The following is a 19,111-nucleotide window of genomic DNA, read 5'->3' as shown; positions in this document are numbered from 1 at the left end:
TCATCAACCTGCTGCTTCACAAATAGTTAGAAAATCATCGATCTTAAGCGACGCACCGCCAATCAGCCCGCCATCGATATCGGGTTGCGCCAGTAGATCTGCTGCATTGCCTGCATTCATGCTGCCGCCGTACAGAAGGCGTAGCTGCTGCGCCAGCTCGGCATCAAACGAGCGCTGATAGTCACGGATGGTGGCCATCACTTCCTGTGCCTGCTCTGGCGTTGCGGTACGCCCTGTACCAATGGCCCAAACTGGCTCATAGGCAATGACTACCTTGGCCCGCTGCTGCGCATCAAGCTGGGCCATTACATGCCCCACCTGACGCAATATCACTTCGCTGGTTTTACCTGAATCACGCTCTTCAAGCGTTTCGCCAACGCACAAAATGGGCTTTAGCCCAGCGCTGAGCGCGGCATGAACACGCTGAAAAACGTCTTCATCCGATTCGTGGTAGAGCGAGCGACGCTCCGAATGACCGGCGAGCACGAAATCTACTCCCAGATCAGACAGCATGGCGCCGCTTACTTCTCCCGTGTGTGGCCCAGAAGTCAGCGGATTAAGCGACTGGGCGCCAATTTCGACGCCTTGCGGGCCCAGTTTGTCCTTCATTTCTGCGAGATAGGGATACGGCGGCAATAGTACCACCTCAACGCTTGCGGGCAGATTTACACCTTCAAGCGCATGCTGAAACTCGTCGATTAGCGCGGAAGAGCCGTTCATCTTCCAATTGCCAGCAATCAGGGGAGAACGCATCGGGCTACCTCAGTCAATGGGTGGCAAATGGTACTGAAGCCGCCGATGCAATACAAATCGAGCGGCTTCAGCACTTCGCAATTACATGCTAGCGCGGATACTCTGCGCGATGCGCTCCGCGAGTTCCTTCACGTCGAAACGCGGATGAGCCTCGACCATGATGCGAATCAGCGGCTCCGTACCGGAGGGGCGCAACAGCACGCGTCCATCGCTGCCCAGCTCCTGAGTAACCGCCTCGACCGCCTGCTTGACCTCTTCGGCATCGAGAATGGCAGAGCGGTTGGCATTATGATCGAGCCGCACATTAACGAGCGTTTGCGGCGCTTTGTCGAATCCTACCAGCAACTGCTCGAGGCTGCGCTGGAACCGCACCATAATAGAGAGCACCTGGAGCGCAGCAATAATACCATCGCCTGACGTATGAACGTGCTTGCATACGATATGCCCAGACGGCTCGCCGCCCAGATGCCAATCGGCGGCTTCGAGAAACTCATTGACGCTACGATCCCCGACAAAAGCACGCTTGAAGGGAATACCCTCTTTTTCCAGCGCCTGCGCCAAGCCGAGGTTGCTCATCACGGTACCAACCACGCCGCCGTCGAGATTGCCGCGCCGTTTACGGTCTCGCGCAATCAAAAACAGAATATCGTCGCCATCAACTTCACGTCCGTTGGCATCGATCAGAATGACGCGATCACCATCGCCATCGAAGGCAACCCCTACATCAGCGCGATTTTCGATGACTTTCGAGCGCAGCGCGATGGTGTGAGTAGAGCCCACTTCCCGGTTGATATTGAGACCATCGGGCGATATGCCAATGCAGCTGACCTCTGCTCCAAGCTCTCTGAATACGCTCGGTGCGATGTGATAGGTTGCGCCGTTTGCGCAGTCGAGCACTACCTTCAGGCCTTCCAGGGAAGAGCGCTCGGGCATCGTCGACTTGCAGAATTCGATATAGCGCCCCGCAGCATCGTCGATGCGAGTAGCGCGCCCTAGCTCGGTAGAACCCACGGTTTCCAAGGGCTTTTCGAGCTCTTGTTCGATTTCGCATTCCAGCTCATCGCTGAGCTTGGTACCGACCGATGAAAAGAACTTGATGCCATTATCGGGATGCGGGTTATGAGAAGCGCTGATCACCACCCCGGCATGGGCTCTGAAGGTTTGGATCATGTAGGCGATGCCGGGCGTTGGCATCGGCCCCAATAGCAGCACGTCAACGCCCGCAGCAGAAAAGCCGGCCTCGAGGGCTGCTTCGAACATATAGCCCGAAATGCGCGTGTCCTTACCGATGATAACGCGTGCCTTTTTATGCCGGCGGGCCAGCACTCGTCCGCACGCCCAACCCAGCTTGAGCACGAAATCAGCGGTAATCGGCGCAACGCCTACCGTGCCGCGAATACCATCGGTACCAAAGTAACGACGCTCTTGGGGCGCTGTGCAAGAAGGGGAAGCTACTGAACTCATGCCTGACTATTCCTGTTGATAACGGCCCAGATCATCTCCACCACGTCGCGGGTGGGGGCAACATCGTGGGTGCGAATAACGCGAGCGCCGCGTTCAATGGCAAGCGCGGTGAGCGCCAGACCGCCTGCGAGACGCCCTTCGCCGTTGTCGCCCAATGCTCGGGGGGTGCCGTCGGCATTGGCGAGCACTGCGCCAATCATACTCTTGCGCGAGACCCCGACCAACAGCGGCAAACCAATCTGCTGACACGCTGCCATCTGCTCGGCAAGCTCAAGATTATGCTCGACCGTTTTGCCAAATCCAAAGCCTGGATCTATGAGCAAACGCTCGCGCTGAATACCGCCATCAATGCAGGCAGCCACGCGCTCTTCGAGCATGCGTATTACCGCTTGCGCGACTGGCTCGTCGTAGTGCGGCGCTTGCTGCATGACCTTTGGCTCACCCTTCATGTGCATAACGCACACCGCCATGTCTGTCTCGCTAGCGGCTTGCAGCGCCCCCGCACGCGTGAGCGAGCGCACATCGTTGATGATACCTGCCCCTAGTGTCGCGCCTTCACGTATCACTAGGGGAGAACTGGTGTCGAGAGATACCAGCGCGCCCAATTCGCTCACCAGCTTCTCGACTACCGGAGCGACACGCTCAAGCTCTTCGTTCTCGCTGACATCGCTGGCCCCGGGACGAGTCGATTCACCGCCAACATCGATGATATCAGCGCCTTCGACGAGCATCTTCTCCGCCTGCTTCAGCGCGGTATCAAGAAACGTGTATCGCCCGCCATCAGAGAAGGAGTCGGGGGTAACATTGAGGATCCCCATGACCCGCGGCCGAGTGAGGTCAAGCGGACGGCCCGCACAATCAATAACCGAGGAAGAAAAATAACCACTCATGACCAATGACGTTCACACTGTAAAAAATCTGGGCCAGATAAGAAAAGTCGCGACCGTTTCTATAACGATCGCGACAGGAGGCTAACGCAAAGCTGTCGTTAGCGAGTCGAGCCGCCTAGCGTATTATCGCCGGGCTGATTGGACGAGCCGCTATCCTGCTCTGACGTTTTGCTATCGTCACTCGGCGAGCTATCCGCACTGCCTTGATCAATCACTGCTCCACCGCTGGACGAGTCGTTATCACCGCTGTCCTTGGGCGGGGAAGGGAACTTGCCTTCCATGATCTCTTTGATCTGGTCAGTATCGATCGTTTCATACTTCATCAACGCCTGTGCCATCAGATCAAGCTTATCGCGATTTTCTTCCAGAATGCGCTTGGCCGTGGCATAGCACTCATCGATGATCTTGCGCACTTCGCGATCGATTTTGGTCGACGTTTCGCCCGATCCCATCATCGAGCTACCGCTGGCGCCGCCCAGGAACTGATGCGAGTCGTCCTCGTCGTACATCAGCGGCCCCATCTCTTCGGAGAGCCCCCACTTGGCGACCATGTTATGCGCAATTTCAGTCGCACGCTTGATGTCGTTCGAAGCTCCGGTCGTCACACCGTTGGGACCCAGCGTCATTTCTTCGGCGATACGTCCACCAAACAGTGAGCATAGCTGGCTGATCAACTGCTGACGCGAATAGCTGTAGCGATCTTCGTTCGGCAGGAACATGGTGACACCCAGCGCCCTGCCACGCGGAATAATCGTGACCTTGTAAACGGGATCGTGGTCGGGAACGATCAAGCCGATAATTGCGTGCCCAGCCTCGTGATACGCCGTATTGCTCTTCTCTTTCTCGGACATCACCATCGATTTGCGCTCGGCGCCCATCATGATCTTGTCCTTGGCTTCCTCGAGCTCGCGCATGCCTACCAGACGCAGATTGCGACGCGCCGCAAAGAGGGCCGCCTCGTTGACCACGTTGGCTAACTCGGCACCAGAGAAGCCGGGAGTACCTCGGGCAATCAGCTGCGGCTTCACATCGTCGGCCAACGGCACTTTACGCAAGTGCACGTTGAGGATGTGTTCACGGCCGCGAATATCAGGCAGACCGACCGTTACCTGACGGTCGAAACGGCCCGGACGCAGCAGTGCGGGGTCGAGCACGTCGGGACGGTTGGTGGCCGCGATAACAATAGTACCGTCGTTCGCCTCGAAACCATCCATCTCAACCAGCAGCTGGTTCAGCGTTTGCTCGCGCTCATCGTGACCGCCACCGCCCATGTTGCCGCCACGTGAACGGCCCACGGCATCGATTTCGTCGATGAAGATGATGCAGGGCGACTGTTTTTTGGCCTGCTCAAACATGTCGCGCACGCGCGACGCACCCACACCCACGAACATCTCGACGAAATCGGAACCGGAGATGCTGAAGAAGGGTACTTTTGCTTCGCCGGCAATCGCCTTGGCAAGCAGCGTTTTACCGGTACCGGGAGGGCCCACCATCAGCAGACCACGCGGGATTTTACCGCCAAGCCGCTGGAACTTGCTGGGATCCTTGAGGAAGTCGACCACTTCTTCGACTTCTTCCTTGGCTTCATCACAGCCGGCAACGTCTTTGAACGTGGTTTTGATCTGATCCTGCGACAGCAGCTTGGCCTTGGACTTGCCGAAGCTCATCGGGCCGCCCTTGCCGCCACCGCCGCCCTGCATTTGGCGCATGAAGAACATGAAGATGGCCAGGATGATCAGAATCGGGAAGCTGGCGATCAGCAATCGCGACCAAATGCTTTGCTGCTGCGGCTCTTTGCCTTCGATCACTACCTTGTGTTCGAGCAGATCGCCAATCAACTGCGGATCCTGGGCGGCGGGACGAGTAGTCTGAAACTCGGAACCATCGTCGCGTTGACCGCGAATGGTGTAGCCGTCAATCGTGACCTTGCTGACCTGATCGTTCTGGATCTGCTGCACAAATTGCGAATACGGCACTGACTTCGGCGCCGAATCGACGCTGAAATTGTTAAACACCGTAAGCAAGACTGCGGCGATGATCAGCCAGAGAATCAGGTTTTTTGCCATGTCGTTCAAGAGACACCCTCACTTCGCTACGGCTGCGCGGTCGGATTCCGGAAACAGCCCAATTCTTTACTGCACCTTCGGGAGCGACGGACGACTCAGACGTCGCGGCCTGTAAATACCTTAGCTAAGCCTTATAATAATAAGGCGAAATACCGCATGCGCTGTCTTGGACCCGCATACTGTTACCATGGTACATCAAATGGGGATTAAACCGAGAACTTGCAACTAGCAAAAACATTCAGAAAGAATATTGCGAGCGCACCTATTCCCCTTTGAAGCCCTTGCCCAACAAATATACCTCACGCGAGCGAGCGCGAGATGCAGCGGGTTTGCGGGTCATTACCTTGGCAAAAGAGCAGCGCAGCTCCTTGAGATAGGGTTCGAACCCCTCGCCCTGAAAAACCTTCGCCAGAAAATTGCCATTGGGCTTTAGCACCTGCCGAGCCAAATCAAGCGCCAGCTCAACGAGGTACATGGCACCGGGCTGATCGATCGCATTTTGGCCGCTCATATTGGGCGCCATGTCGGAGATCACCAAATCCACTTTGGTGTCGCCGACCAGTTCCAGAATGGCTTCCAGCACAGCATCTTCAGTGAAATCACCCTGTACGAACTGCACCCCCGCCAGCGCTTCCATCTCAAGGATATCGGACGCCACTACCCGACCAGTATCGCCGATACGCTTCGCCACTACCTGGCTCCAGCCGCCCGGTGCAGCGCCCAGGTCAATGACCGTCATACCTGGGGAAAGCAGCTTATCCTTGTCATCGATCTCTAAAAGCTTATAGCTCGCTCGCGAGCGATAGCCGTCGACCCATGACTGTTTGACGTAGGGGTCGTCGAAGTGTTCCTTGAGCCACCCCGCACTGGATCGGCTGGCCGAATTTTTACGCTTGGCGGAAGAGTCGCCACCTTCTTTGTTGCGACCGCTGTTACCGTCGGAAGTGCGAGACACGAGATTCACCTGAAATTGAAAACCATTGCACCACGTGCTGCTCAGCTATCGAATCCGATGAGGCTGGCGGCGCTTTCACTATCCACTGAATAGCTGGGTGCGTTACACTTGGAAGCCGATAAAAGCCACCGTTACAGGCGTCACAAACTACCATGCCGCAACATTCAACTCAAAAGCTGACCAGCGCTCAAAAGAAAAGCTTCCGGGCCATTGGCCACCACCTTGATCCCGTTGTTCAAATCTCCGAAAACGGCATTAGCGAAGGTGCACTGGCGGAGCTTGACCGCGCGCTAAGCGACCACGAACTTATCAAGGTCAAACTGATGAGTCGTGAACGTGACGAACGAGAAGAGCAGCTGAATGCGCTATGCGATCATTCCAAAGCCGAGTTGGTGCAGAAGATCGGCAAAATGGCGCTGCTTTATCGCCCCAACCCCGACACTCCGCAGCGTCTGTCGAACGTTCGCCGCTTCAGCTGATTGACCACAGCTTGCGCTACTCCGCCTTCGAACATTTGCGGAGCAGCGCGCTTCCCGCCTAAAGAATAAAGCTCAGCCCAACGCAAAACAGCAGCGCAGCGAACAGCCAGCGCAGCATCTTCTGCGACAGCCGATGCGCCAGCATTACACCCACTCGGGCAAATAGCATACTCATGATCGCCATGCCCACCAGCGCGGGCAAATAGACGAAGCCGAGACTCCAGTTCGGCAGGCTCGGATTCCCCCAGCCGAAGAACATGAAGGAAATCGCGCTGAATAGCGCAATCGGCATGCCGCCTGCCGCAGAGGTGGCGACAGCCTGACGCATCGGAATACCCTTCCACGACAGCGCAGGCACTGTTAGCGAACCACCGCCCACACCGAAGATGGCCGATGCCCAGCCGATAATCAGGCCAGCTATCTGCAGCCACAGCGGTTTGATGGTGATGTGCTGCTGGTCCTGCGCGGGATCGCTTTTCGGCTTGAGATTCAGCGCCATCTGAATCGCCATGCATATCGCGAAGATACCGATAATCAGCTGCAGCTTATCGCCGGGAATCCAGGTGGCGGTCAACGAGCCGAGCACAGCGCCGATCAGGATACCAATGACCATCCACTTGAAAATGTCCCAACGCACCGCGCCTTTCTTCTGATGCCCCATCACTGAGTTAATCGACGTGAACAAGATAACAGCGAGCGATGTGCCCACTGCCAACTGAGTCAGTACCGATGGGTCGATTCCCTGAGCCTTGAAGGCAAACACTAGCGCGGGCACGATAATAATGCCGCCGCCCACTCCGAACAGGCCGGCCAGCACGCCTGAGCATGCCCCGACCACCATGTACAGTACGAACTCCATAACGTCTCTCCAGAACACCTGATAGCGTGGTTATTATTAAGCTTATTGTAGCCTTAGCATCAAGAAAAAGCGCCCAGCGGGAATACCGTGGGCGCTTTGCGTCGCGTCGGACGCGTCAATCAGGATGCGTCAGCATTACAGATGCTCAACGTCGCTGATCTCGTACTCGACATCACCACCAGGAGTACGCACCAGCACCACATCGCCTTCTTCCTTGCCGATCAAGGCTCGCGCGATGGGAGACGTTACCGACAGCAGGCCATTTTTGATGTTGGCTTCATCCTCGCCAACAATGCGATAGCGCACGGTTTCATCGGTATCGAGATTCTCAAGCGTTACCGTGACCCCGAAAATAACCTTACCGGTTTTCGGCATCGTTTTAACGTCGATCACTTGCGAAGCCGACAGCTTGCCCTCGATCTCCTTGATACGCGCTTCAACAAACCCCTGCTGCTCACGCGCCGAGTGGTACTCGGCGTTTTCCTTCAAATCACCGTGTTCGCGCGCTTCAGCGATAGCCGCAATGATATTGGGGCGCTCGACGGTTTTTAACTCTTTCAGTTCTTCGCGAAGGCGGCGTTCGCCCTCAACGGTCATAGGCACTTTGATCATGCCAAATCTCCTGCATGAAGATCCTTGAGCCGCCGTACCGTGATCTGATCGCCGTATTCGAGCGCCAAACAAACAGCGCGAGCGCCCGCTAGCGTAGTCGCATAGGGCACTTTATTGGCAAGGGCAGTACGGCGAATCTCGGAAGAATCGTTGATGGCCTGTCGACCTTCGGTGGTATTAACGATGTAGTCCACTTCGCCGTTCTTGAGTGCGTCGACGATGTGAGGACGACCTTCGGACACCTTGTTGACAGGCTGTACGGGGAGCCCGGCAGACGAAAGAGCCTGGGCGGTCCCGCGGGTGGCGATCAGATCGAACCCCAATGTTATCAGAGACTGTGCCACTCCGGTAATACCCGATTTGTCGGGGTCACGTACCGACAGGAACGCCACCTTTTTGCCATCCTTCGCCAGTGACGGAATTGGCTCGCTAGCGCCCAGTTGAGCCTTGAAGAATGCTTCGGCGAAGGTGCGCCCGCTGCCCATGACCTCGCCGGTGGACTTCATTTCCGGTGACAGAATGGGGTCGACACCAATGAATTTGGCAAACGGGAACACTGCTTCCTTAACGCTATAGAAGGAAGGAATCACTTCTTCAGTGAATCCTTGGGCTTTAAGGCTGGTGCCTTCCATACAACGGGCGGCAATCTGGGCCAGCGAGGTGCCAATGCACTTCGAGACGAAGGGCACGGTGCGCGAGGCGCGTGGATTCACCTCGATGATATAGATTTCATCATCCTGCCAGGCCAACTGCACGTTCATCAGCCCCACCACGCCCAGCTCTCTGGCCATGGCTTTGACCTGCTCACGCATCTCGTCCTGCACGCTCTGCGGCAGCGAGTATGGCGGCAGTGAACACGCGGAGTCTCCCGAGTGCACACCGGCCTGCTCGACGTGCTGCATAACGCCGCCGATCACCACCTGTTGACCGTCGCTAACGGCATCGATATCAATTTCGACCGCCGCCGACAGGAAGTGGTCGAGCAGTACCGGGCTGTCGTTGGAGACCTTGACCGCCGATGTCATGTAGCGCTCAAGCTCCTGAGGCGTATAGACGATTTCCATCGCACGGCCGCCCAGCACATAGGAGGGACGTACCACCAGCGGATAGCCAATGCCCTCGGCCTTGGCGAAGGCTTCATCGAAACTGCGCGCCGTTGCATTGGGCGGCTGCTTGAGCCCCAGCTTGTCAATCATCTGCTGGAAACGCTCGCGGTCTTCGGCGCGATCGATGGCATCGGGGGTGGTGCCGATAATGGGCACACCAGCAGCCTCAAGATCACGCGCCAGCTTCAGCGGCGTTTGGCCGCCAAACTGCACGATCACACCCTTCGGTTTCTCTTTATCGACAACTTCCAGCACGTCCTCGAGCGTTACTGGCTCGAAGTAGAGACGATCCGAGGTATCGTAATCGGTAGAAACCGTTTCCGGGTTGCAATTGACCATGATGGTTTCGTAGCCATCTTCGCGCATCGCAAGCGCGGCATGAACGCAGCAGTAGTCGAATTCAATGCCCTGACCAATGCGGTTTGGACCACCGCCCAGCACCATGATTTTCGGTTTATCGCTGGGGTTTGCTTCGCACTCTTCCTCATAGGTCGAATACATGTAGGCCGTAGAGGTGGCGAATTCCGCGGCGCAGGTATCGACGCGCTTGTATACCGGACGAATGTTCAGCGCATGGCGGTGCGAGCGCACCTCTTTCTCGGAGATGCCCAGCAGCGTGGCCAGACGAGCGTCGGAGAAGCCCATGCGTTTCACGCGATAGAGCAGGTTGGCATCGAGCTGTTCGAGCGAGCCAGCGCTAATACGCTGTTCAGCCTGCACCAGCTCTTCCAACTGGCTCAGGAACCAGCGGTCAATCCAGGTAAGATCGAACACCTGATCGAGCGTGAAGCCAGCACGGAAAGCGTCCGCCACGTAGAAGATGCGATCGCTGCCGGCGCGCTGTAGCTCGCCCTTAAGCAGATTGATGCTTTCTGCGTCGAAGTTTTCAAGCTTGGCGTCCAGCCCGTCGACGCCGGTTTCCAGCCCTCGCAGCGCCTTCTGCAAGGATTCCTGGAACGAACGTCCAATCGCCATGACCTCGCCCACCGACTTCATTTGCGTGGTCAGACGATCGTTGGCCTGGGGGAATTTTTCGAAGGTAAAGCGCGGAATCTTGGTAACCACGTAGTCGATGGACGGCTCAAACGACGCTGGCGTTGCGCCGCCGGTAATGTCGTTCTGCAGCTCATCGAGGGTGTAGCCAATAGCAAGCTTGGCCGCGATCTTGGCAATCGGGAAGCCGGTCGCTTTCGACGCCAGTGCCGAAGAACGACTAACGCGCGGGTTCATCTCGATGACCACCATACGCCCAGTCTTGGGATCGACCCCGAACTGCACGTTGGAACCGCCGGTTTCAACACCGATCTCGCGCAGCACCGCGAGAGAGGCATCACGCATCACTTGGTATTCCTTGTCGGTGAGCGTTTGCGCGGGTGCCACGGTAATCGAATCACCGGTGTGGATGCCCATCGGATCGAAGTTTTCGATGGAGCAGATGATGATGCAGTTGTCGTTCTTATCACGAACGACCTCCATCTCGTACTCCTTCCAACCGAGCAGTGATTCGTCAATCAACAGCTCGTGAGTCGGCGAGAGATCGAACCCGCGTCGGCAGATTTCTTCGAACTCCTCACGGTTATACGCGACACCGCCACCTGAGCCGCCCATGGTGAAGGACGGGCGAATAATGCAGGGAAAGCCGACCTCGGCCTGAATTTCCCACGCTTCTTCCATGCTATGACCAACGCGCGCACGCGGCGTTTCGAGGCCAATCTTACGCATCGCTTTATCGAAGCGATCGCGATCTTCGGCTTTATCGATCGTGTCGGCGTTGGCACCAATCATCTCGACGCCGTATTTCTTCAGCACGCCATGGCGCTCAAGGTCGAGCGCGCAGTTAAGCGCGGTTTGCCCGCCCATGGTCGGCAGTACTGCATCAGGACGCTCTTTGTCGATGATGCGCTCTACCGCTTGCCAGGTGATCGGCTCGATGTAGGTGGCGTCGGCCATGACCGGATCGGTCATGATGGTGGCTGGGTTGGAGTTGACCAGAATGACGCGAATGCCTTCCTCGCGCAGTGCCTTACAGGCCTGAGCGCCGGAGTAGTCGAATTCGCAGGCCTGACCGATAACGATAGGGCCAGCGCCGATAATCAGGATGCTTTTTATGTCAGTACGTTTAGGCATGACGTTTCCCGCGTTCTGCGATGAAGTGCCGGGCAAATGGCCCAGCGCTTGGAATGTGGTAGCTGCGCAATTGCGCCCGCGCAGTCAGCTAAATCAGGCGTTGGCGCGTTCAGCCAAGATGGCGACAAAACGATCAAACAGCGGCGCCATATCCTGTGGACCGGGGCTTGCTTCTGGATGCCCCTGGAAGCTGAACGCTGGGCAATCGGTACGCTCTACCCCTTGCAGGGTGCCATCAAAAAGCGAGCGATGGGTGGCGCGCAGGTTGTCAGGCAGCGTGTTCTCATCGGTCGCGAACCCATGGTTTTGACTGGTAATCAGCACTTTGCCGCTGTCGATATCGAGCACCGGATGGTTGGCACCGTGGTGACCGTTGACCATTTTGACCGTTTGCGCGCCGCTTGCCAGCGACAGCAGCTGGTGCCCGAGGCAAATACCGAATACCGGTAGTTTGCGTTCGCAAAACACCTTGATCGCATTGATGGCATAGTCGCAGGGCTCGGGGTCGCCGGGGCCGTTAGCCAGGAACACGCCATCGGGATTGAGCGCCAGCACTTCTTCTGCGCTGGTTTCAGCGGGCACGATGGTCAGTCGGCAGCCGCGTTCGGTCAGCATCCGCAAAATGTTGTATTTGGTGCCGAAGTCGTAAGCGACAACATGATAAGGAAGCTCGAGCTCTTCTGACTTGCTGTAGCCCTTACCCAGCGTCCACTGACCTTGGTGCCACTCAAGGCGCTCTTTGGTCGAGACTTCACGCGCCAGATCCATACCCTTGAGCCCGGGAAACTCACGCGCCAGCGCGATAGCGCGTTCAGCGGCATCGTCGCCCTGGGCCGCGCTGCCCGCCAGAATAGCGCCGTTTTGCGCCCCTTTATCACGCAGCAGGCGGGTTAGCCTACGCGTGTCGATATCAGCGATGCCCACCTTACCCTGCGCGCGCAGATATTCGTCGAGCGCTTGCTGACTGCGGAAGCTGCTAGCGAGGCGAGGAAGATCACGAATGACCAGACCAGCCGCGCACACCTGCGCTGATTCGACATCTTCAGCATTAATGCCGGTATTGCCGATGTGGGGGTAGGTAAGGGTAACGATCTGTCGCAGATAGGAGGGATCGGTGAGGATTTCCTGATAGCCGGTCATTGCCGTGTTGAACACGACTTCACCACTGGTCTGACCATCGGCCCCGATAGAGATTCCACGGAACACACTGCCATCCGCCAAGGCCAGTATCGCGGGGTTATTCAAGGCGCCATCCTCCGATGCATGCGTGGCTCAGCGCGCCTAAAGCGCCGCACTTGCGGCGTTCGACCAACGCTGAACGTATAAATGTGAAAGGTGCTGTGCCTCCGGCTTGGGCGTAAAAAAACGGGACGAATCCCGAAGGTTTCATCCCGCTTCCGTGCGCATCTTTCAAGGCATCGACAGTAACATTAGTGACCATTCCTGGATGGCGTTCACTCGGACCGCCGAGCCTTGCGCGGGGGCAAACCTTGCCCGAAGCCAAATTGCGGAAATTCTACTTGGTTTTCTTCCCGATAGCCAGAGGCGAACCCACCTAGTCGTTAAATTGTGCCTTCAGGTTAAGTGACTTCATGCAACGGACGTTTATCACAACAGCGTCGCCGCAATCACCACCGCGAATATGACGAATACAATGCCGGTGATCAGATCGATCGTAGCGCTGTTGCGTTCGTAAAACTGCCGTACAGCGACAAACGAGAACGTGCGTGCCACCAGCAGAAAGAACAATAGGGACTCGACCACCACTACCGCAACGATCAGATAGCGTGAGAACGTGCCCATGTCAGGCTGAATAAACAGCGAGAATATGCTGCCGAAGTACACCACCGCCTTGGGATTGGACAGGTTGGTAAAGAGCCCTTTAAGGAAACTTTGCCCATAGCCGGCAACGGTGTGCACTTTATCGCCTTCCGCCACAGGCCCGCTATCGCTCTTATTAGCGTTGCTACGCCCTGCGCGAATCAACTGCACGCCCAACCATAGGATATAGACGGCACCCAACACCGATATCACGATATGAATGGGCCTGACCGAGACCAGAATCGACAGCCCGGTCACTGCCAGTGTCGCCCATCCCAAAATACCCAGCACCACCCCCAGGGCGGCGACAAAGGCTTGTCTTAACCCGCGCTGGACAGAGGTTTGAGCGACGAATAAAAAATCAGGCCCTGGCGAGATTAGCACCCCCAGATGAATCAACATCAAGGGCAACAACTCCATCATGCTCGACGATCCTTGCATCAATGATTGGCATTTCTTAAGCGAATGCCTTGTGTAAGCTTATTACTACTAATTTTGGTGATAAGTGACAGTGCGGCCCGCTTGCGGCACTCTGAACGACTCATCGTCTAGCCCAGCACTGGCCACCGCTTGCTCCAGCTGCTGTTGCGGCTCGAACTGTGCATCGTCGGCCAGCGCGAAGCAGCCAAAGTGGCACGCCACGCTGTGCTTTGATTGCACCATTCGATGCGCCTGTAGCGCTTCATCAGGCCCCATATGCACAGGGTGCATAAACCATTCAGGGCGAAACGCGCCTATCGGCAACAGCGACAGCGTCATCGGCCCATAGCGTTCGCCAATCTCACTGAAGAAGTCGCCGAATCCCGTATCGCCAGCAAAGTAAACGGCGCCCGCGCTGCTCTCAAAAACGAATCCGCCCCATAACGTACGTCGCTTGTCCCACAACGAACGCGCGCCCCAATGGCGCGCCGGTACGAAGTGCAGCTTGCGCCCGCCAAGATCGGCACTCTGCCACCAATCCAGCTCCGTTACTTTGGAAATGCCCGCGTCCTTGCACAGACGCGCGTTGCCAAGCCCCGTATACAAATGTACGTCGGGAAAGCGCCGAGCAATTTCTCTTAATGCCCAGACATCGCAGTGGTCGTAGTGATTATGGCTGAGCCAGATCGCATCGATACGCGGCAGCTCATCCAATGCGATACCCGGCGCGTGAAAGCGCTTTGGCCCCGCAAAACTGAGCGGGCTGACGCGATTTGACCACACCGGATCGGTAAGCACATTAAGACCATCGAACTGCAGCAGGAAGGTCGAGTGGTTAACGAAGGTTACCTGAATCTCATCGGCGGAAGGCGCGGCGGACGGACGCCATGATGATTGAGGCAGCGACTGCCATGTCCATTGAGGCGTATTGCCTTTCCGTTCTTTGCGCCACTTTTTGAAATCACTGCGTGACAGGTGGTGAGAAGCAGGAACGTTATAGAACTGCTTGCCATCGAAGTGATCACTACCGGGGCCGCGATAGCGATAGGCACAGGCGAGCCCTTTGAGAGTCAGCCAAGAGAGAGGCGTAGATCCAGCCATGCGGTGATATTCCCCGATAAAGAAGTAGCGAAGAGAAAGCCTTGAGGCGTTGCTGAGAAAGTAGCGTTATTCGGCCTTCGATTTGAGCCCCAGCATGTCCTGCATGTCGTAATACCCTGCTGGCTGCTGCGCCGCCCACAGCGCAGCTCGCACCGCGCCGTTGGCGAAGGTCATGCGACTGGAAGCCTTGTGGGTGATCTCGATACGCTCGCCTTCTGCCGCGAAGGTGACGGTGTGCTCACCAACGATATCGCCACCGCGAATAACGGAGAATCCGATCTCTTCGCTGCTGCGCGGCCCGCACTGCCCTACCCGCGAGAACACGCCACAGCGCTCAAGATCACGACCGAGCGCACCGGCCACCGCACGGCCCATCATCAGCGCAGTGCCTGACGGAGCATCGACCTTGTGGCGATGGTGCGCTTCGGTGATTTCGATATCGAAGCCGGCATCCCCCAGCGCCCGTGCGGCCGTCGCCAGCAAATTGAGCGATAGATTGACGCCGGTGCTGTAGTTTTCTGCGTACACCAGAGCGATGGCATTAGCATGGCGCTTGATAGCGGTAAGCTGCTGCTTGTCGAAACCGGTGGTCCCGATAACGATCGCCTTGTTGTGCTCAACGCAGAAAGAGAGCGCTTCCATGGTGGTGTCGGGGCTGGTGAAATCGATGACGACATCGAAATCGCCGCTGTCAGCGAGAGCGCCCGTTGCTGTAACGCCAATCTTGCCTAAACCGCATATTTCGCCGATATCGGCCCCTAACAGCGAACTCCCCGGCCTTACTACGGCGCCAGCCAGATGGGCTCCTTCCATCGCATGCACTGCCTGTACCAACATCCGGCCCATTCTTCCTGCGGCACCCAATACCACCACTCGCGTCATCGTCTCACCTCAATTAACCGCAACTCTATGATTCTTTATTGGAGCATAACTGCTTGCGCTGCTGTGCGCACGGTTGATCAGCCTAAGTGAAAGCGTTGAACGGTGCACACGCCTGCACAAAAAAACCGGAACGCCAGTTACCTGACATTCCGGTTTGGTAATCGCCGTCGTTGGCTTAGGAGCGCATGTCCTCGAAGAACTTCTTCACTCCGTCAAACCAGCTACTCTTGCGCGGCGAATGCTTGGTATCAGTGCCTTCCAGCGTTTCCTGGAACGAGCGCAGAATATCCTTCTGCTTTTCGTTGAGGTTAACCGGCGTTTCCACCACCACCTTGCACATTAGATCGCCCTGAGCGCCGCCACGTACCGATTTAACGCCTTTACCACGCAGGCGGAACTGTCGGCCGCTTTGGGTTTCAGCGGGAATTTTCAGATTCACGCGACCATCGAGCGTCGGCACTTCGAGCTCACCGCCCAGCGTCGCATCGACAAAGCTGATGGGCACTTCGCAATAAAGATCGCGGCCATCGCGCTTGAAGATAGGGTGCGACTTCACATTCACCTGAACGTAAAGATCACCCGCCGGCCCGCCGTTTACGCCGCCTTCACCCTCGCCATTGAGGCGAATGCGATCGCCGGTATCGACGCCTGCCGGAATCTTGACCGATAGCGTGCGGGTTTCGCGCACTCGGCCTTCGCCGTGGCACTTTCCGCATACCTGATCCGGGATTTCTCCCTTGCCACCGCAGGTGGGACACGCCTGCTGAACGGCAAAGAAGCCCTGCTGCATGCGTACCTGCCCCATACCATTACAGGTAGAGCAGCTGCGTTTCTTGGTACCTGGCTCGGCACCGTCGCCGTGGCAGTGATTGCATTCCGCCATGCGCGGCACGCGGATATCAGCCTCGGTGCCAGCAACAGCCTCTTCCAGATCGATATCAAGGTTGTAGCGAAGATCAGAACCGCGCGCTGCACCGTTGGCACCACGGCCGCCGCGTCCACCGCCACCGAAGATATCGCCAAAGACGTCGCCGAAAATATCGCTGAAGCCGCCGCCACCGAAACCACCACCGCCGCCGAAGCCGCCCCCTGCCTGGCCATCTACGCCAGCATGACCGAATTGGTCGTAAGCAGCGCGCTTGTCGCTATCGGCGAGCACTTCGTAGGCTTCGGAGACCTCGACGAAGCTCGCCTCGGCAGCCTCATCACCCGGATTACGGTCGGGGTGATACTTCTGCGCAAGACGACGATACGCCTTCTTGATCTCTTTCTGGTCGGCGCTTTTTGCGACACCCAGCACTTCGTAGTAGTCACGTTTTGCCATAAGTCCAACGGCCTCCAAATAGCCGTTCAGGCTTTTGCTCGAGCAGGAAAACCCCTGCGGAGCCAATCTTTAACAGAGAATAAGTACGGCGTTCACCTCACCACCGACCGGTGATTGAAGCGAAGCGGCGCGAAAGCCTAAGCTCCCGCGCCTGAGAGACTGACGCCCTCCACCTATTGCTGGAGAGACGCCAGGAATCGCCTGTTACTGTTTTTTGTCGTCGTCTTTGACTTCTTCGTACTCAGCGTCAACGACGTCGTCATCAGCCTTGCTTTCAGCGCCGGCTTCAGCACCTGCCGCGCCCGCTTCGGCACCGCCCTGCTGTTCAGCGTAAAGCTTCTGCGCCAGACCGCTGGAGGCTTCAGTCAGGGCGTCGAGTTTGGACTGGATGGTGTCCTTGTCGTCGCCTTTAAGCACCTCTTCCAGCTCGCTGATGGCGGATTCGATTTTCTCTTTCTCGCCCGCTTCAGCCTTGTCACCGGCTTCTTCCAGCGTTTTGCGAGTAGCGTGAATCATGCCATCGGCCTGATTGCGCAGCTGCACCAGCTCTTCGAACTTCTGGTCTTCAGCTTCGTGCGCTTCAGCATCCTGAACCATCTTGTCGATTTCTTCATCGGTCAGACCGCCCGATGCTTTAATTTCGATCGACTGTTCCTTGTTGGTCGCCTTGTCTTTGGCCGACACGTTCAGAATACCGTTGGCATCGAGGTCGAAGGCTACTTCGATCTGCGGAGTGCCGCGCGGTGCGGGCGGAATATCGGCCAAGTCGAAACGACCCAGCGATTTGTTCTGCCCGGCCTGCTTACGCTCACCCTGCAGCACGTGAATGGTCACGGCTGTCTGGTTGTCTTCTGCAGTAGAGAAGGTCTGCGTTTTCTTGGTCGGGATCGTGGTGTTTTTCTCGATCAGAGGCGTCATGACACCGCCCATGGTTTCGATACCCAGAGTCAGCGGGGTAACGTCGAGCAGCAGCACGTCTTTAACATCACCGCCCAGAACACCGCCCTGGATGGAAGCACCAATGGCAACGGCTTCGTCAGGGTTCACGTCCTTGCGTGCTTCCTTACCGAAGAACTCGGCCACTTTGCTCTGCACCAGCGGCATACGGGTCTGACCGCCCACCAGAATAACGTCGTCGATGTCGGACGCCGACAGATCGGCATCAGCCAATGCAGTTTTGCATGGCGCCAGCGAGCGCTGAACCAGATCTTCTACCAGCGACTCAAGCTTGGCACGAGTAACTTTGACGTTCAGGTGCTTGGGACCAGTGTTGTCTGCAGTAATGTACGGCAGATTGACGTCGGTTTGCGGCGCGGAAGAAAGCTCGATCTTGGCTTTTTCAGCCGCTTCTTTCAGGCGCTGCATGGCAAGCGAATCACCCGACAGATCGATACCGCTGTCCTTTTTGAATTCGCTGACCAGATAGTCGATCAGTTTGGTGTCGAAGTCCTCACCACCCAGGAAGGTGTCACCGTTGGTCGACAGCACTTCGAACTGCGTTTCACCGTCAACGTCAGCCACTTCGATGATGGAAATATCGAAGGTACCACCGCCCAGGTCGTAAACCGCGATGGTTTTGTCACCGCGAGACTTGTCCATGCCGTAGGCAAGCGCAGCCGCAGTAGGCTCGTTGATGATACGCTTAACATCGAGACCCGCGATGCGACCGGCGTCTTTAGTTGCCTGACGCTGGTTGTCGTTAAAGTAAGCCGGCACGGTAATAACCGCTTCGGTTACTTTCTCGCCGAGATAATCTTCGGCGGTTTTCTTCATTTTCTTCAGCACTTCAGCGCTGACCTGCGGCGGAGCCATTTTCTGGCCTTTCGCTTCAACCCAGGCATCGCCGTTGTCGGCTTCCGTGATGGTGTAAGGAACCAGCTTGAGGTCCTTCTGCACTTCAGCATCGCTGAACTTACGACCGATCAAGCGTTTGACCGCATACAGCGTGTTGTTGGGGTTGGTGACTGCCTGGCGTTTGGCAGACTGGCCTACCAGCACCTGTTCGTCGTCGGTATACGCAACGATGGAAGGCGTAGTACGAGCGCCTTCAGCGTTTTCGATAACGCGTGCCGAGTCGCCATCAAGTACTGCCACACAAGAGTTGGTAGTACCAAGGTCAATTCCGATAATCCGTCCCATAGATTTCACCTCGATTCCGATTCGCTTGGCGGTGTGCACCACCAATCAACATGTATGTTTGTTAGTACGGCGTAGGGGAGCCTTGTTGCTAGCTGCCTTTGCCGTTCGACTGC

15 protein-coding genes are annotated in these 19,111 nt (G+C 56.8%); 1 reads left to right on the top strand and 14 read right to left on the bottom strand.

Translation table 11 applies throughout. The features are described 5' to 3' along the window. Positions 1-3 precede the first annotated feature (3 nt). The 5 genes from tpiA to rlmE form a co-directional block, all read right to left on the bottom strand. Complete coding sequence (tpiA, locus tag R84865_RS08290; RefSeq protein ID WP_435633290.1) at positions 4-753, bottom strand: triose-phosphate isomerase; 750 nt, start codon at positions 751-753, stop codon at positions 4-6. An 81-nt stretch (positions 754-834) separates the two neighbouring features. Continuing rightward, the gene (glmM, locus tag R84865_RS08285) at positions 835-2,217 is read right to left on the bottom strand and encodes a phosphoglucosamine mutase (protein WP_435639366.1); all 1,383 of its coding nucleotides are present in this window, start codon (positions 2,215-2,217) and stop codon (positions 835-837) included. Beyond that, complete coding sequence (folP, locus tag R84865_RS08280) at positions 2,214-3,107, bottom strand: dihydropteroate synthase (protein WP_435639365.1); 894 nt, start codon at positions 3,105-3,107, stop codon at positions 2,214-2,216. The genes glmM and folP overlap by 4 nt, the downstream gene beginning before the upstream one ends. Positions 3,108-3,205: 98 nt before the next feature. After that, positions 3,206-5,182 carry an ATP-dependent zinc metalloprotease FtsH gene (gene ftsH, locus R84865_RS08275; protein ID WP_435639364.1) on the bottom strand — a complete coding sequence of 659 codons (1,977 nt, stop codon included), beginning with the start codon at positions 5,180-5,182 and terminating at the stop codon, positions 3,206-3,208. A gap of 253 nt (positions 5,183-5,435) precedes the next feature. After that, complete coding sequence (rlmE, locus tag R84865_RS08270) at positions 5,436-6,128, bottom strand: 23S rRNA (uridine(2552)-2'-O)-methyltransferase RlmE (protein WP_435639363.1); 693 nt, start codon at positions 6,126-6,128, stop codon at positions 5,436-5,438. 152 nt (positions 6,129-6,280) lie between these two features. Here rlmE and yhbY point away from each other — a divergent pair, with 152 nt between their 5' ends. Then, complete coding sequence (gene yhbY, locus R84865_RS08265) at positions 6,281-6,607, top strand: ribosome assembly RNA-binding protein YhbY (RefSeq protein WP_435633285.1); 327 nt, start codon at positions 6,281-6,283, stop codon at positions 6,605-6,607. Positions 6,608-6,665: 58 nt separating this feature from the next. Here yhbY and R84865_RS08260 read toward each other — a convergent pair whose 3' ends face one another. The 9 genes from R84865_RS08260 to dnaK form a co-directional block, all read right to left on the bottom strand. After that, positions 6,666-7,466 (bottom strand): sulfite exporter TauE/SafE family protein, encoded by an 801-nt coding sequence (locus tag R84865_RS08260; protein WP_435633284.1) that lies wholly within the window; start codon positions 7,464-7,466, stop codon positions 6,666-6,668. A 135-nt stretch (positions 7,467-7,601) separates the two neighbouring features. After that, positions 7,602-8,078 (bottom strand): transcription elongation factor GreA, encoded by a 477-nt coding sequence (gene greA / locus R84865_RS08255; RefSeq protein ID WP_435633283.1) that lies wholly within the window; start codon positions 8,076-8,078, stop codon positions 7,602-7,604. Beyond that, positions 8,075-11,311, bottom strand: a complete 3,237-nt coding sequence (carB, locus tag R84865_RS08250; RefSeq protein ID WP_435639362.1) for a carbamoyl-phosphate synthase large subunit — start codon at positions 11,309-11,311, stop codon at positions 8,075-8,077. Before carB ends, greA begins: the two co-directional genes overlap by 4 nt. A 93-nt stretch (positions 11,312-11,404) precedes the next feature. Continuing rightward, the gene (carA, locus tag R84865_RS08245) at positions 11,405-12,556 is read right to left on the bottom strand and encodes a glutamine-hydrolyzing carbamoyl-phosphate synthase small subunit (protein WP_435633281.1); all 1,152 of its coding nucleotides are present in this window, start codon (positions 12,554-12,556) and stop codon (positions 11,405-11,407) included. Positions 12,557-12,919: 363 nt separating this feature from the next. After that, entirely contained in the window at positions 12,920-13,555 is a 636-nt protein-coding gene (locus tag R84865_RS08240) for a LysE family transporter (RefSeq protein WP_435639361.1), read from the bottom strand. 66 nt (positions 13,556-13,621) lie between these two features. Further along, positions 13,622-14,653: an MBL fold metallo-hydrolase gene (locus R84865_RS08235; protein WP_435639360.1), complete on the bottom strand. Its 1,032-nt coding sequence runs from the start codon at positions 14,651-14,653 to the stop codon at positions 13,622-13,624. Positions 14,654-14,719: 66 nt separating this feature from the next. Continuing rightward, a complete protein-coding gene (gene dapB / locus R84865_RS08230; RefSeq protein ID WP_435639359.1) occupies positions 14,720-15,535 on the bottom strand; it encodes a 4-hydroxy-tetrahydrodipicolinate reductase in 816 nt (271 codons plus the stop codon). A 175-nt stretch (positions 15,536-15,710) separates the two neighbouring features. Next, positions 15,711-16,859 carry a molecular chaperone DnaJ gene (gene dnaJ, locus R84865_RS08225; RefSeq protein WP_435633277.1) on the bottom strand — a complete coding sequence of 383 codons (1,149 nt, stop codon included), beginning with the start codon at positions 16,857-16,859 and terminating at the stop codon, positions 15,711-15,713. A 204-nt stretch (positions 16,860-17,063) separates the two neighbouring features. Continuing rightward, positions 17,064-18,998: a molecular chaperone DnaK gene (gene dnaK, locus R84865_RS08220; protein WP_435639358.1), complete on the bottom strand. Its 1,935-nt coding sequence runs from the start codon at positions 18,996-18,998 to the stop codon at positions 17,064-17,066. Positions 18,999-19,111 lie beyond the last annotated feature (113 nt).

Source organism: Carnimonas bestiolae (genome assembly GCF_051251145.1).
Taxonomy (GTDB): domain Bacteria; phylum Pseudomonadota; class Gammaproteobacteria; order Pseudomonadales; family Halomonadaceae; genus Carnimonas; species Carnimonas bestiolae.
This window is presented reverse-complemented; position numbering and strand designations above follow the sequence as displayed.

What these genes read in the sequence shown, in the direction of transcription:
- tpiA (WP_435633290.1), bottom strand. Translation starts at nt 753, where the DNA reads ATGCGTTCTCCCCTGATTGCTGGCAATTGGAAGATGAACGGCTCTTCC.
- glmM (WP_435639366.1), bottom strand. Translation starts at nt 2,217, where the DNA reads ATGAGTTCAGTAGCTTCCCCTTCTTGCACAGCGCCCCAAGAGCGTCGT.
- folP (WP_435639365.1), bottom strand. Translation starts at nt 3,107, where the DNA reads ATGAGTGGTTATTTTTCTTCCTCGGTTATTGATTGTGCGGGCCGTCCG.
- yhbY (WP_435633285.1), top strand. Translation starts at nt 6,281, where the DNA reads ATGCCGCAACATTCAACTCAAAAGCTGACCAGCGCTCAAAAGAAAAGC.
- R84865_RS08260 (WP_435633284.1), bottom strand. Translation starts at nt 7,466, where the DNA reads ATGGAGTTCGTACTGTACATGGTGGTCGGGGCATGCTCAGGCGTGCTG.
- greA (WP_435633283.1), bottom strand. Translation starts at nt 8,078, where the DNA reads ATGATCAAAGTGCCTATGACCGTTGAGGGCGAACGCCGCCTTCGCGAA.
- carB (WP_435639362.1), bottom strand. Translation starts at nt 11,311, where the DNA reads ATGCCTAAACGTACTGACATAAAAAGCATCCTGATTATCGGCGCTGGC.
- R84865_RS08240 (WP_435639361.1), bottom strand. Translation starts at nt 13,555, where the DNA reads ATGATGGAGTTGTTGCCCTTGATGTTGATTCATCTGGGGGTGCTAATC.
- R84865_RS08235 (WP_435639360.1), bottom strand. Translation starts at nt 14,653, where the DNA reads ATGGCTGGATCTACGCCTCTCTCTTGGCTGACTCTCAAAGGGCTCGCC.
- dapB (WP_435639359.1), bottom strand. Translation starts at nt 15,535, where the DNA reads ATGACGCGAGTGGTGGTATTGGGTGCCGCAGGAAGAATGGGCCGGATG.
- dnaJ (WP_435633277.1), bottom strand. Translation starts at nt 16,859, where the DNA reads ATGGCAAAACGTGACTACTACGAAGTGCTGGGTGTCGCAAAAAGCGCC.
- dnaK (WP_435639358.1), bottom strand. Translation starts at nt 18,998, where the DNA reads ATGGGACGGATTATCGGAATTGACCTTGGTACTACCAACTCTTGTGTG.